The sequence below is a fragment of the Cupriavidus sp. UME77 genome (assembly GCF_014170355.1).
Classification (GTDB): domain Bacteria; phylum Pseudomonadota; class Gammaproteobacteria; order Burkholderiales; family Burkholderiaceae; genus Cupriavidus; species Cupriavidus basilensis.
Genome location: NZ_LZZU01000046.1, coordinates 35,098 through 49,073, shown reverse-complemented (window position 1 = coordinate 49,073; position 13,976 = coordinate 35,098). Strand labels below are relative to the sequence as shown.

Sequence of the window (13,976 nt, the reverse complement as noted above, 5' to 3'; positions counted from 1 at the left end):
GCGCGGAGGCGGTGATTGGGGGCGCATCAAGGGACACAGCGCTGCGCGCGGGCTCGTGGCCCGCGCTTGTCAGCCTGCTGTGCTTACGCCGTTTCCACTTCTTCCTTGAGGATGGCTTCCTCGATGTCTTCGATCGGCTCGAACTCGTTGATGTTGTCGATCTCGGTGCCCATCGCGATATTCGTCACGCGCTCCAGGATCACTTCCACCACCACCGGCACCGAGAATTCGGCCATCAGGTCGCGCGCCTCGGCAAAGGCCGGCGCGATGTCTTCCGGCTTGAACACGCGGATCGCCTTGCAGCCCAGGCCTTCCACCACCTTCACGTGGTCCACGCCGTAGCCGTTGAGCTCAGGCGAGTTGACGTTGTCGAAGGCCAGCTGCACGCAGTAGTCCATCTCGAAATTGCGCTGCGCCTGGCGGATCAGGCCGAGGTAGGAGTTGTTCACCACCAGGTGGATGTACGGCACCTTGAACTGCGCGGCCACGGCCAGTTCTTCGATCATGAACTGGAAGTCGTAGTCGCCCGAGATGGCCACCACATCCGATTCCGGCGAGGCCACCTTCACGCCGATCGCGGCGGGAATGGTCCAGCCCAGCGGGCCGGCCTGGCCGCAGTTGATCCAGTGGCGCGGCTCGTTGACCGACAGGAACTGCGCGGCGGCGATCTGCGACAGGCCGATGGTGGAGACGTATCGCACATCGCGCGGGAAGTACTGGTTCATCTCGCGGTACACGCGTTGCGGCTTGACCGGCACGTTGTCGAAATCGCTCTTGCGCTGCATGGTGCGGCGGCGCTTTTGCACGTCCGCCACCCAGCTCTTGCGGCACGGCAGGCGGCCGGCCATCTTCATCTCGCGCGCCACTTCCACGAACTGCTCCAGCGCGGCCTTCGCGTCGGAGACGATGCCCAGGTCCGGGCCAAACACGCGGCCGATCTGGGTAGGCTCGATATCCACGTGCACGAACTTGCGGCCCTTGGTGTAGACCTCGACGCTGCCGGTGTGGCGGTTGGCCCAGCGATTGCCGATGCCGAGCACGAAGTCCGATGCCAGCATCGTTGCGTTGCCGTAGCGGTGCGACGTCTGCAGGCCAACCATGCCGGCTTGCAGCGGGTGGTCGTCGGCCAGCACGCCCCAGCCCATCAGCGTGGGGACCACCGGCACGTTGACCAGCTCGGCGAATTCCACCAGGAGCTCGGCCGCGTCGGCGTTGATCACGCCGCCACCGCACACGATCAGCGGGCGCTCGGCCGCGTTGAGCATGGCGATGGCCTTCTCGATCTGCGCTCGCGAGGCAACCGGCTTGTACGGGGCGAGCGGCTGGTAGGTTTCCGGATCGAACTCGATCTCCGCGACCTGCACGTCGAACGGCAGGTCGATCAGCACCGGGCCCGGGCGGCCCGAGCGCATCAGGTGAAAGGCTTGCTGGAACACTTGCGGCACCAGCGCCGGCTCGCGCACGGTCACGGCCCACTTGGTCACCGGCTTGGCGATCGACTCGATGTCGACGGCCTGGAAGTCTTCCTTGTACAGGCGTGCACGCGGCGCCTGGCCGGTGATGCAGAGAATGGGGATGGAGTCAGCCCAGGCCGAGTACAGGCCGGTGATCATGTCGGTGCCGGCCGGGCCCGAGGTGCCGATGCACACGCCGATATTGCCGGCTTCGGCGCGGGTGTAGCCTTCGGCCATGTGCGAGGCGCCTTCCACGTGGCGCGCCAGGAAATGGTCGATGGTGCCGGCCCGGCGCATGGCCGAGTAGAACGGGTTGATGGCGGCGCCGGGCACGCCGAACGCGGTGGTGATACCTTCTTTTTCCAGCACGGCGATGGCCGCGTCAACTGCTCTCATCTTCGGCATGTCTGTCTCCAATCGTGGATGCGATGTTTTGTGAATGGCTATGGATGGCTGCGAATCACTGTTGGAGTCCATGCTATTCCCGCAAGCGGGTTGGGATAAAGGGAAGGGAGATCAGTTGATTCGATACCCGTGATATCGAATGAGGCCGATCGAGGCAGAAAACACGGTCACCCGGCGCGGCCTGGCGCGTGTCATGGAACTACGTTGTGTGACGGCAACGATACGTAGGAAATTGCGGGAAAAGCCCGCCCGTCGGTCCCGGCGCACACCCTGCGGCCCGCTAAATGGCGACAATGTGCGGGTATCGCGCCAGTACCTGTGCCAAGGCACGGCGCAGGAACCACCTATTGCCAACCTGACCGCCATGCATACCAGGCTCCCTCCCACCCGCGAACTGCTTGACGCGCTCAAGCGCAAGACGCCCGCCGTATCCGATACCGCCGGTTCGCCCACGGCCGCCATGAAGCTGATGCGGCTGCAGAGGGGCCTGCTGGTGCTGTTCTGGGCTTGTTCGGTGGCTGCGCTGCTGGTGACCGGCGCCGTGCTGTACACCAGGTACCAGATCAAGCAGACGCTGGCGCCATGGCTGGCGCGCCTGGTCTATGGCCTGTTGGGCGGCAGCGTGGCGGGGCTTGCGGCGCTGCTGCTCACGCACCTGCCGGCGTTGGCGCGCAAGCTGCGCGATCCGCTCGGGGCATTGGTCGACCAGGTCGACCGGCACGATGAGGCGGAGAGCGCGCTGCTGCGCTCGCTGGCGCGCGTCCCCGCCCAGGCGCTGCGCGCCAGGGCACGGCGGGTGGAGGTGCAGTTACGGATGTGGGAGGGCATGGCGAGGACGATCGGTTTGCTGATCGCGGTCAGCCCGGCCGCGCTGGTGCTGGTCACGGGCCTGTTCGAGTTGCCGCGCAAAGGCGGTAGCCTGCTGCCGCTGCTGTCGCTCTACGGCCTTGTCTTCGTGTCGGGCGCGGCGCTGGCGGTCTTCCTGCAATTGCAGGTCAGCCGGCCGTTGCGCCGGCTTGCCTACGTGCTTGGCGAAGCGGCACAGATCAGCGCGCAGCTGGAAAAAGCGCCGACACCGCCCGCGGCGGCATCGGCAGTGGTCGCCGCCGAACCCATGGCAGCGCCCGCATCCGCGGTCCCATCTCCGGCGCCGGTACCGCCCGAAGTCCTCCAGGCAAGCGCGCTCGGGGATGCAGCCGCGACCTCGCCAGAGGCGGATGCCGCGGCGCACGCGGACCGCACGGACCACGCAGCAGCGGGTCCGTCCACGCTGCCTGCGCTGCCTCAACCCGCCAGGTAGGTCTGGGCCAGCCGGACCCAGCAAGCCGCGCCCAGCGGCAGCACCTGGTCGTTGAAGTCGTAGCCCGGGTTGTGCACCATGCAGCCACCGAACTCGCCTTCGCCGTTGCCGAGGATCAGGTAGCAGCCCGGCACCTCGTTGAGCATCCACGCAAAGTCCTCGCTGCCGTTCAGGCCCTTGGGGGCTTGCGTGACGACTTTGTCGGTGCCGACGAGTTCGGCGCAGACCTGCTGCGCCAGCGTTGTTTCGGCCTCCGTGTTGACCATCGGCGGCGTCAGCTGGCGATAGTCGATATGCGCCTCCACGCCGTGCGCCTGCGCGGTCAGGCTCACGATCTCGCGAATGCGCTGCTCCACCAGCGCACGCGTCTCCGGGCGCGCCGCGCGCACGTTCAGGCCCAGCGTGACCGAGTCCGGAATCACGTTGTGCGTGGCGCCGCCACGGATGAAGCCCACCGATAGCACGGCCGTATCGTCCGGCGCCACGTTGCGCGCCACCACCGTTTGCAGCGCGGTGACGATGGCCGCGGAAGCCGCGATCGGATCGCGCGCGCGGTGCGGCATGGCGCCGTGCCCGCCCACGCCCTTGATGGTCACGTCGGCCACGTCGGACGACAAGCTCACCGGGCCGGGCAGCACGCGGAAGGTGCCGGCGGGCACGCCTGGCATATTGTGCAAGGCGAACACGGCATCGCACGGGAAACGCGTGAACAGGCCATCCTCGATCATCGCGCGCGCGCCGCAGAGGTTCTCCTCGTCGGGCTGGAAGATGAGGTTGAGGGTGCCATCGAAATCGCGGCTATCCGCCAGCGCCTTGGCGGCGGCCAGCAGGATGGCGGTGTGGCCGTCGTGGCCGCACGCGTGCATTTTGCCCGGGATCTTGCTGGCATACGGTAGGCCCGTGGCCTCGACGACCGGCAACGCATCCATGTCGGCGCGAATGCCCAGGCGGCGCTTGCCGTTGCCAAGCTTCAACTGCCCCACCACGCCGCTCTTGCCGATGCCCGTGTGCACCTCGTAGCCCCAGCTCTCCAGCAAGGTGGCCACCAGCTTGCTGGTGGCGCCAACCTCGAAGCCGAGCTCAGGCTGGGCGTGGATCTGGCGGCGGATGCCGATAAAAGTCTCGGCATCGATCTGGATCGCCGGCAGCAGGTGCGGCAGCAGCTGGAAGGGCGTCAGGGTCGGTTCGCGGGTCATGTGTTTATCCTTTGCTGCAAGCTGGCCAGCCTGGCCGGGTAGAGGAGGAGAGGGAGGAGAGCGCTCAATGCGCTTGGGCGTTTTCGCGGATCGTCAGCACCGCGAGGATGGTCACCGTGCCACAGGCCATCATGTAGAAGGCGGGCGCCATCGGGTTGCCGGTCTTGGCCAGCATCCAGGTGACGATGAACTGGCAGGAACCGCCGAACACCGTCACGCCAACCGCGTAGATCACCGACAGGCCGCTGGCGCGCACATGGGCCGGCAGGAGCTCCATCATCATCAGCAGCATCGGCGTGGAACCCAGGTAGACGCTGGCGGTCAGCAACGCGGACAGCGACAGCACCAGCGGCACGCTCGGGTAATGGGTCATCAGCCAGAACGCGGGATAGAGGCACACCAGCGTAAAGGCCATCGAGCCCAGCACCAGCGGCTTGCGGTGCGGCAGGCGGTCGGCCAGCGTGCCGGCCACCAGCGACATCACCAGGCACACCACACCCGTCACGCAGCCCGACAGCAGCGACAGCGATGGCGGCAGATGCAGTTCGCGGATCATGTAGGTGGGCATGAAGTACACCACCAGATAGGTGGCGACCGTGCCGCCGATGATGGTCAGGATGCCCTTGACCACCGTGCCGCCATGCTCGCGGAACAGCGTGCCGAGCGGGCTAGGCGCGTGCGCCTCGGCCGTGTGCGTCTCGTCCAGGTGAGCTCGGATATACAACCCCACAGGCGCAATCAGCAGGCCCAGCACGAAGGGCACGCGCCAGCCCCAGCTTTCCAGCGAAGCCTGCGGCAGCACACCATAAAGAATGGCGGCCGTGAGCGCGCCCAGCGTCGCCGCGATGCCCTGGCTGCCGAGTTGCCAGCTGACGCGAAAGCCGCGGCCCTTGACGCCGCCGGACTCCATCAGCATGGCGGTGGAGGCGCCAATCTCGCCGCCCAGCGAAAAGCCCTGCAGCAGGCGTCCGGCCACGATCATCACCGGCCCGAACAAGCCAGCGAACGCGTAGGTCGGGGCGAAGGCCAGGCACATCGTGCCAATCACCATCAGCCCGATGGTCAGCGTCATTGCCGCCTTGCGGCCATGGCGGTCCGCGTAGTTGCCGATGACGAAGCCGCCCAGCGGCCGCATCACGAAGCCGATGCCGAAGGTTGCCACCGCCAGCAGCAGCGAGCCGTATGCGCTGTCGGACGGAAAGAACAGCTTGCCGATCAGCAGCGCGAAGAAGCTGTAGACGGTGAAGTCGTACATCTCGAGCGCATTGCCGATCGAGCAGGCGGCGATCAGGCGGGACTGGCTCTGGCGCGCCGGGCTTGCGGGCGCGGCCTGGGAAGGGGCCAGCGAAGGCGCCGCAGGCAGGGTGGCATCGTTCATGTCGGTGTCTCCACGAACTGGTTGAGGGGGTGGCGGGGTGAGGGCCGTGGAGGCCGGCGCTTGCCGGGCATCCATCGCGGGAATGTGGGGACTCCCTGGCGATGAAGTATTGAGGCAAACACGGCAAGCCAAAAATCATATATTTTCATCCTGATAACCAAATGGCATCGCCGTCATAACCACTGTCGCGCCGCTATCGGTACAAGTACCGAGAAACCTTGTGCCGTGGGCATTCGCGGCGCGGCACCAGGTCCGCGCCGTAGTGCCGCCAACGGCGCTCGGGCACGGCGCCGGGGCGGCGCGCACCGTTGCGGGGCGCCTGGAAGAGCCTGGAAGAACATAAAAAGAGGAAAAGCCAAGATGAAGCTGCAGCAACTACGCATCCTGCTGGCGGTGGCCCAGCACGGCAGCATCCACGAAGCCTCGCGCAGCCTCCATGTGTCGCAGCCGGCGCTGTCCAAAGCCATCGCCGAACTCGAACGCGAACTCGGCGTCACCCTGATGTCGCGTTCCGTGCGCGGCGTCAGCCTGACCGCCTATGGCGTGGCGCTGGTCAAGCGCGCCAGCCTGGTGGAGCAGGAGCTGCGCCATGCGCTGGAAGACATCGAAGCCATCCGCGGCCACGCCGACGCGCAGCTCAACATCGGCTTCACCGCGGTGGCCTCCAGCGGCCCGCTGCCCGACGCCATGGCCGCGTTCCGCAAGCGCTTTCCCAACGTTGCCCTGCGCGGCTTCGAGCTGCGCCCGCAACAGATCCTCGAAGGCCTGCGTGAAGGCCGGCTCGACCTCGGCCTGATCTCCACCAACAGCGGCCCGGGCACCGGCGCCTTCCAGTGGGAACCGCTGTTTTCCACCGGAATGTCGCTGGCCGTGCGCGCCGGCCATCCGCTGCGGCGGGTACGCCGGCTGCGGCCGCTGCTCGACGCCGACTGGCTCGTCCTCGACCCCCTCGACGACCCCGGCAGCCCGCTCGCCAGCGTGATGCGGCTGCACCGCCTCGACATGCCCAAGCGCGTGGTGCAGAGCGCCTCCAACCTGCTCGGCCTGCAGCTGGCCACGCGCACCGACCTGATCAGCATGTGGTCCGACTTCGTCTTCGACGGCACCGGCCCGCTGCGGCTCGATCCTTCGTCATTGATCCGCCTGCCGATCAGCGACGAACTACCCGAGTTCCGCGTGTTCCTCGTCTACCGCTCGGAAGACCTGATGACCCAGGCCTGCGCCGAGTTCAGCAAGGAGGTGCGGCACTGCGCGCAAACGATGCCGCGCGGGCGGCCCGCGGTGCGTGCGGGCAGGTGAGTGCGGTGATGCATCGTCCGGGCGCCTGAGTACCCCCACCCTAATCGCCCCCATGGCCCCATAGCCCCATAGCCCACATAGCCCCAAGCACATGCCCGCCGCCTGCAAATGCGCCACAATGACGCCCAGGAGACACACCGCATGGACAAGCTAAAACAGATCGAAGCCTTTATCGCCGTCGTCGAACACGGCAGCATGGCCGCCGCCGCGCTGACGCAGGGCGTGACGCCGGTGATGATCGGGCGCCGCATCAATGCGCTGGAGGCGCGCATCGGCGTGAAGCTGCTGCACCGCTCAACGCGGCGCATCGTGGTGACGGAGCAGGGCGCGGCTTTCATGGAGCAGTGCAAGAAGGCCCTGGCGGACCTGGACCGGGCCGAGATGCTGATCGCCGAGGGCAAGCACAAGGCGACCGGCCACCTGATCGTGTCGGCCCCGGCCGCGTTCGGGCGCAAGCATGTGGCGCCGCATGCGCCGGCGTTCCTGGCGGCGAATCCCGAAGTGCAGATCTCCTTCAACCTGACCGACCGCGTGGTGGACCTCGTGCGCGAGGGCTATGACGTGGGCATCCGCATCGGCGGGGCCATCGATCCAAACTTTGTCGCGATCAAGCTGGCGACCAACAAGCGGGTGGTGTGCGGCACGCCGGCCTACTTCGCGCGCAATGGCGTGCCGCAGACGCTGGACGACCTGGCGCAGCACAACTGCCTGGCGTTCAACCTGCAGGGAGGCCAGCAGCGCGGCTGGTATTTCCAGCAGGACGGCAAGACGGTGACGGTGCGCGTCAATGGCAACCTGGATTGCAACGACGGCGAGTTGCTGCATCGCTGGACGGGCGAGAGCCTGGGGCTGGGCTGGCGCTCCACCTGGGAAATCCTGCCGCAGCTGGAGAGCGGGGAGCTGATCACGGTGCTGGATGAGTATGCGCTGCCGGATTACGACATCCTTGCGGTGTACCCGCAGCAGCGTCCGGTGCCCGCAAAGATCCGTTTTTTTATCGAGCACCTGAAGGCGGCGTTCGCGGTGCCGGGGTACTGGACCGGGCGGCAAGGACGATGATGGCGGCGTGGCTCGCGGACGCGGTCGTCCTGTTTCACCTCGCCTTTATCGTCTTTGTCATGCTGGGCGGCTTGCTGGTGCTGCGCTGGCCGCGCATGGCCTGGCTGCATCTGCCGGCGGCGGCCTGGGGCGTGGTGGTGGAGTGGAGCGGATGGATCTGCCCGCTCACGCCGCTGGAGAATGCGTTGCGCGAGCGCGCGGGGCAGCCAGCCTATGGCGGGGATTTTGTGCAGCACTACGTGCTGGCGCTGATCTATCCCGAGGGCCTCACGCGCGAGATCCAGATGGTGCTTGGCGCCGTGGTGCTGGCGCTCAACCTGGCGGTCTACGTGGCGCTCTGTCGCCGGATGCGGCGCCAGCGAACGCGTCGGCACGCCTGAGCGCGCAAGACGCGGAGCGCCAGGCACCTCGGCCGGCGCCATGCAACACTACGACGCCGGCTTGAACGCCGCTGCCCGTTTTTCCATATTGGCGATCACCGCTTCGCGCTGGTTGGCGCCGCCGATCAGCCGGTCCTGCTCGACCGATTCGGCCAGCAGGATGGCGGCGCCGTCGCCGTCTTCGCTCACCTGCATCAAGCGCTTGGCGGCGCGGATTGCGTCCGGGCTGCGGTTGGCGATGTCGCGCGCGGCGGCTAGCGCGGCGGCACGCGGGTCGTCCACCACGGCGGTGGCCAGGCCCAGCGCGCAGGCTTCTTCACCGGTGACGATGCGGCCGCTGTAGATCAGCTCGCGCAGGCGGTCGGGGCGCACCAGGCCGCGCATCAGCAGCATGCCGGCCATGTCGGGCACCAGCCCCCACTTGATCTCCATCACCGACATGCGCGTGTCCGCGGTGACATAGCGCAGGTCGGCGCCGAGCGCGACCTGCAAGCCGCCGCCGAACGCTACGCCGTGCACCGCGGCGATCACCGGCACCGGCAGTTCGCGCCACACCATGCAGGCGAACTGCGGGCGGTTGGAGATGCCATGGCTGCGCGCCGCGAGGCGCCCCGCGGCGATGGCGTCGCCCTGGCCATCGCCCAGCCCGGCCATGCTCTGCATATCGAGCCCGGCGCAAAATGCGCGGCCTGCGCCCGACAGCACAACGGCGCGCAAGTCCGGTTCGCGCGCGAGACGCTGGCCGGTCTCGATCAGCGCGTCGAACATGGCGGGGTCGAGCGCGTTCATCTTGTCGGGCCGGTTGAGCCTGACCTCGGCCACGCCCTCTTCGAGGGTCAGGATGATGCGGTCGCTGCTGGTGCTCATCTTGCATGGCTCCTTGCTGGAATCGGGTCCTGCGCCGTGGGCAGGACATAGTCTTTGAATTGTTCGCGCAGCTTCACCTTGAGCAGCTTGCCCGTGGCGGTGTGGGGCAGCGAGTCGACAAAGGCGACGTCGTCGGGCACCCACCATTTGGCGACGCGCGCGGCGAGAAACTCGAGCAGTTCGGCGGCGCTAACGTGCTTGCCCGCGCGGCGCACCACCACCAGCAGCGGGCGCTCTTGCCACTTGGGATGTGGCACGCCCACGACGGCGGCTTCGGCCACGGCGGGATGGCCCATGGTGGCATTCTCCAGATCGATGGAAGAAATCCACTCGCCGCCGGACTTGATCACGTCCTTGGCGCGATCCACCAGCTGCACATAGCCGTCGGCATCGATATTGGCAACGTCGCCGGTGTCGAACCAGCCGTCGGCGTCAAGCGCGTCGTGCTCTGCCTTGAAGTATGCCGAGGCGATCCACGGCCCGCGCACCTTGAGCCGGCCAAAGGCCTGGCCGTCGTGCGGCAGCGCGTTGCCCTGGTCGTCCTCGATGCGCAGGTCCACGCCCCACAGCGCGCGGCCTTGCTTGAGCTTGATCTTCAACTGCTCCTGCGTGCCCAGCCCCTGATGCTTGGGCAAGAGCGTGCTGATCACGCCGATCGGGCTGGTCTCCGTCATGCCCCAGCCCTGGACAAAACGCGCGCCGAACTGTAGCTCGAAGCGCTCGATCATCGCCGCCGGCGCGGCGGAGCCGCCCACGCCGGCCAGCTTCAGCCCGAGCGAGCGCGGATCGATCTCGGGATGCGCATCCAGGTACTGGAACAGCATCAGCCACACCGTGGGCACCGCGGTGGAAAAGGTCACGCGTTCGTCGCGCAGCATGCGGTAGACGTTTTCGCCGTCCAGGTGCTGGGCGGGCAGCACCATCTTGGCCCCCGTCATGGCGCATGCGTAGGGCATGCCCCAGGCGTTGGCGTGGAACAGCGGCACGACCAGCAGGATCGCGCTGTCCGCGCTCACGCCAAAGGTGTCGAACGCACAGGCCTTGAGGCTGTGGAGCACGGTGGAGCGATGCGAATACAGCACGCCTTTCGGGTTGCCGGTGGTGCCCGATGTGTAGCAAAGCGACGACGCGGTGCGCTCGTCGAACTGCGGCCACGCATAGTCCTCGCTGCCGGCCTCGACCAGGTCTTCATAGCACAGCAGGCTGGGCAGCTTGCCGGCAAGGCCGAGCGCGTCGGTGCCGGCGCGATCGGTCATTGCCACGTAGTGCTTGACGCTGGACAGGCGCGGCGCGAGTTGCGCCACCAGCGGCGCGAAGCACGGGTCGAAGAAGAGCACGCGGTCTTCCGCGTGATTGATGATGTAGTCGATCTGCTCGGGGAACAGGCGGGGATTGACGGTATGCAGCACCACACCCGCGCCCGACACGCCAAAGTACAGCTCCAGGTGGCGATGCGTGTTCCACGCCAGCGTGCCGACGCGGTCGCCTTGCTTAACGTCGAGTCCGCCCAGCTCGCCGGGGCCGACGAGCGCACTGGCGACCCGCTTTGCGCGGCGGTGCACCTGCGCGTAGTTGGAACGCACCGTGCCGCCATCGATCGTGCGCGACACGATCTCCTGCAGCGGGTGGTACTGCGCGGCGTACTCGATCAGTGAGGAAATCAGCAACGGACGGTCTTGCATGAGGCCTAGCATGGTGCGCGTCTCCTGGTTTCGAATTGATTTCGAATTGGTGGTGCGGTGCGTAGCCAGCGGTGGTCAGCGGCCCTTGAATGCGGGCTTGCGCTTTTCCAGGAACGCCGCCACGCCTTCCTTGAAGTCCTCGCTCTTCGATGCGCGCGACTGCAGCGTGGCTTCTCGTTCGAGCTGCGCCGGCAGGTCGCTCTCCAGGCTGGCGTTGAGTGCTTCCTTGATCAGGCCGTAGGCAAAGGTGGGCATCTGCGCCAGGTGGGCGGCCAGCTTGGCGGTCTCGGCCGGCAGCGCATCGTCCTCATGCACCTTCCACACCAGGCCGATGCGATGGGCTTCTTCGGCGTCGATTTTCTCGGCCAGGATGGCCAGCGCGCGGGCGCGCATCTCGCCCGCGTAGCGCGGCAGGAAGTAGGTGCTTCCCGCATCGGGCACCAGGCCGATTTTCGAGAACGCCTGCAGGAACGACGCGGAGCGGCCAGCCAGCACCACGTCGCCGGCCAGCGCCAGGCTCATGCCGGCGCCGGCCGCCACGCCGTTGACCGAGGTGATGACGGGCTTGGGCATATTGCGCAGCGCCAGGATGATCGGGTGATAGCGCTCGCGCAGCAGCGTGCCCGAATCCTGCAGCCCGGGCTCGCGCCCGGCCAGGTCGGCGCCTGCGCAAAAGCCGCGGCCATTGGCGGTCAGCACCACTGCGCGCACGGCCTCGTCCTGCGCGGCGCGCTCGACGGCGGCGCGCAGCTCTAGCATCAGCGCGCTGTTGAGCGCGTTGAGCACGTCGGGGCGGTTCAGGGTGATGGTGGCCACGCCCTCGGCGGCGTGATAGAGCACGGGTGATGTCATAGGTGTCTCCTTGTCGTTGGTGTTCTGACGCACAAATGTGCAAATGCGCAAATGCACGAAGGCTTGGGTGCGTGGAGCGCCGCGCGGCTCAGGCCGGCTTGCCCGGCGCCTTGGGCGGATGCAGTGCGTCGGCGGACGCGTCACCCAGCTTGCTGCCGCCATCGCAGTCGACGATGGTGCCGGTGATATAGCGGGCGTTGTCGGTGGACAGGAACAGCGCCGTATTAGCGATATCGTCCTTGTCGCCGTAGTCGCGCAGCGCCAGGCGTGCCTTGAAGCGCGCCTCCATTTCCGGCGTGGGAGCGAGCCGCGCCATGCCCTCGGTGCCGGCGATGGGGCCGGGCGAGATGGCGTTGACGCGCACGCCGGCCGGGCCCCATTCCATGGCCAGGCATTTCACCAGCATGTTGATGCCGGCCTTGGCGGCGCATACGTGGGCCTGGAACATCATCGCGTTGACCGCCTGCGGCGCGGTGATGGCGATCAGCGAGGCGCCCGGCGCATTGAGAAAGGCAAAGCAGGCGCGAAAGACATTGAAGGTGCCGATCAGGTCGATATCCACCACGGTCTTGAAGCCGTTGGCGGACATGCCCAGCGCCGGCGCCACGAAATTGCCGGCCGCGCCCGAGATCACGATATCGATCGGGCCAAGCTCGTCGCGCGTGCGCGCGAGCGCCGCCTCCACCGCGGCGTAGTCGCGCACATCGGCCGCCATGCCGATGGCGCTGCCTCCGGCGTCGTTGATGCTGGCCGCCGCCGCGGCGATGCGCTCGGGGTCGCGGCTGACCAGCGCCAGCCTGGCACCCGCCTTGGCAAAATGCCGGGCGATGCCCAGGTTGATGCCGGACGAGGCCCCGGCGATAAACACGACCTTGCCGGCCAGGACGTCATCTTTGAACGCGTTGGACATGGGTTTCCCTCACCAGGATGGGTTGGATGATGAAAGCGGATGGCCCGGCACGGGAGTCGGGCGGGAAGATCAGCCGCGCACGCGGCGCGGGCGCACGGATGGCGGGGCCGCCAGGATCGGCAAATCGGGGAGCAGGATGGCGCGGGCTGGCTCTGGCGATGCCTCGGGCATCGCCACCGGGCGGCTGGAACGGGTCATGTCGGTCTCCTGGCTTTTATCTTTTGCCATTGATCTTCACTGATCTTTTAAGCGGCCTCTGACTTGGGCCTCCGACATCCTACTCCGAAGCCGCGATTCGATCACGCGCCGATCTGGCAATGACGGTGCGCGCGGCGCGCAAAAGAAAAAGCCCGCACCCAAGCCGGCGTGCGGGCTGCCGTCCGCGATGGACGGGCCAGTGTGTCATGAAGCGCGCCCCCGCAGCTTCATGACGAGGTCGATGATGATGCAAAGGCGCGTGGCGCGCCTTGACCTGGGTCAAGCACGCAGCTGCGTGCCGGGCTCAGGCCAGCAGCGCCGTCACCAGGTCCTTGCTGCGGGCGGCGGGCACCTGCTCGAAATGCAGCGCCGCCTCGACGTGGTTCAGGTGCTCCACCATCAGGGTCACCGCGCGCTCGGTGTCGCCGGCGCGGGCAGCCTCGATGAAGTCGCGATGCTCATCCGAGGAGCAGGCGGCGTCGCGGCGGGACTGGTAGAGCATGGTGATCACCGCGCTGCGCAACGACAACTCCTGCAGCATGCCGGTCAGCACGCCATTGCCCACCACGTCCGCCAGCATGATGTGGAAATCGCTGAGCAGGCGGGTGCGCACATGCGCATCGCTGCCGCCCAGCGCTTTCTTCTCGGCGACGAGGTGCCGGTCGATGCGCTTGTAGTCGGCGGCGGTGGCGCGCGCCACAAATTCACGGGCCAGGGCCGCCTCCAGGATGCGGCGCACCGCAAACACTTCGCGCGCCTCCTCGGCGCTGGGCTTGGCCACGAAGGCGCCCTTGTCCGGCACGATCTGGATGAGCTTGTCCTTGGACAGCATCAGCAGCGCGGCGCGCACCTTGGTGCGGCTGACGCGGTAGACGCTGGCCAGGGCCTCTTCGCGCAGCTTGGTGCCGGGCGGCAGGCGGTGCGAGACGATCGCCGCGACGATGTCTTCGGCGATCGCTTCGGCGGTCATGGCAGGGTCGATATGCTCAGGCATGG

At 67.3% G+C, this 13,976-nt stretch carries 13 protein-coding genes; 4 read left to right on the top strand and 9 right to left on the bottom strand.

Annotated elements, in window-relative coordinates; all coding sequences use genetic code 11:
• Positions 1-83 precede the first annotated feature (83 nt).
• Positions 84-1,859, bottom strand: a complete 1,776-nt coding sequence (gene gcl / locus A9975_RS18145) for a glyoxylate carboligase (RefSeq protein WP_043350593.1) — start codon at positions 1,857-1,859, stop codon at positions 84-86.
• Positions 1,860-2,223: 364 nt separating this feature from the next.
• On the opposite strand from gcl, the gene A9975_RS18140 reads away from it, so the two are divergent.
• Entirely contained in the window at positions 2,224-3,159 is a 936-nt protein-coding gene (locus A9975_RS18140) for a hypothetical protein (protein ID WP_183034039.1), read from the top strand.
• Here A9975_RS18140 and A9975_RS18135 read toward each other — a convergent pair.
• Positions 3,144-4,355 carry a M20 aminoacylase family protein gene (locus A9975_RS18135; RefSeq protein ID WP_183034038.1) on the bottom strand — a complete coding sequence of 404 codons (1,212 nt, stop codon included), beginning with the start codon at positions 4,353-4,355 and terminating at the stop codon, positions 3,144-3,146. The genes A9975_RS18140 and A9975_RS18135 overlap by 16 nt on opposite strands.
• Before the next feature lie 64 nt (positions 4,356-4,419).
• Positions 4,420-5,733 (bottom strand): MFS transporter, encoded by a 1,314-nt coding sequence (locus A9975_RS18130; protein ID WP_183034037.1) that lies wholly within the window; start codon positions 5,731-5,733, stop codon positions 4,420-4,422.
• A 360-nt stretch (positions 5,734-6,093) separates the two neighbouring features.
• On the opposite strand from A9975_RS18130, the gene A9975_RS18125 reads away from it, so the two are divergent.
• From A9975_RS18125 to A9975_RS18115, 3 genes are all read left to right on the top strand, one after another.
• Positions 6,094-7,032 carry a LysR family transcriptional regulator gene (locus tag A9975_RS18125; protein ID WP_183034036.1) on the top strand — a complete coding sequence of 313 codons (939 nt, stop codon included), beginning with the start codon at positions 6,094-6,096 and terminating at the stop codon, positions 7,030-7,032.
• 141 nt (positions 7,033-7,173) lie between these two features.
• Positions 7,174-8,091 carry a LysR family transcriptional regulator gene (locus tag A9975_RS18120; protein WP_006157327.1) on the top strand — a complete coding sequence of 306 codons (918 nt, stop codon included), beginning with the start codon at positions 7,174-7,176 and terminating at the stop codon, positions 8,089-8,091.
• Complete coding sequence (locus A9975_RS18115; protein ID WP_183034035.1) at positions 8,088-8,471, top strand: DUF2784 domain-containing protein; 384 nt, start codon at positions 8,088-8,090, stop codon at positions 8,469-8,471. Before A9975_RS18120 ends, A9975_RS18115 begins: the two co-directional genes overlap by 4 nt.
• 48 nt (positions 8,472-8,519) lie before the next feature.
• Here the strand turns inward: A9975_RS18115 and A9975_RS18110 are convergent, their stop codons facing one another.
• The 6 genes from A9975_RS18110 to A9975_RS18090 form a co-directional block, all read right to left on the bottom strand.
• Entirely contained in the window at positions 8,520-9,338 is an 819-nt protein-coding gene (locus A9975_RS18110) for a crotonase/enoyl-CoA hydratase family protein (protein WP_183034034.1), read from the bottom strand.
• On the bottom strand, positions 9,335-11,032 hold the full coding sequence (locus A9975_RS18105) for a long-chain-fatty-acid--CoA ligase (RefSeq protein WP_183034033.1): 1,698 nt from the start codon (positions 11,030-11,032) through the stop codon (positions 9,335-9,337). Before A9975_RS18105 ends, A9975_RS18110 begins: the two co-directional genes overlap by 4 nt.
• A 63-nt stretch (positions 11,033-11,095) precedes the next feature.
• A complete protein-coding gene (locus A9975_RS18100) occupies positions 11,096-11,872 on the bottom strand; it encodes an enoyl-CoA hydratase-related protein (RefSeq protein ID WP_183034032.1) in 777 nt (258 codons plus the stop codon).
• Between the two features lie 88 nt (positions 11,873-11,960).
• The gene (locus tag A9975_RS18095) at positions 11,961-12,782 is read right to left on the bottom strand and encodes an SDR family oxidoreductase (RefSeq protein WP_183034031.1); all 822 of its coding nucleotides are present in this window, start codon (positions 12,780-12,782) and stop codon (positions 11,961-11,963) included.
• 69 nt (positions 12,783-12,851) lie between these two features.
• On the bottom strand, positions 12,852-12,980 hold the full coding sequence (locus A9975_RS38140; protein ID WP_255503296.1) for a hypothetical protein: 129 nt from the start codon (positions 12,978-12,980) through the stop codon (positions 12,852-12,854).
• 304 nt (positions 12,981-13,284) lie between these two features.
• Positions 13,285-13,974: a GntR family transcriptional regulator gene (locus A9975_RS18090; protein WP_043350559.1), complete on the bottom strand. Its 690-nt coding sequence runs from the start codon at positions 13,972-13,974 to the stop codon at positions 13,285-13,287.
• Between the last annotated feature and the right edge of the window lie 2 nt (positions 13,975-13,976).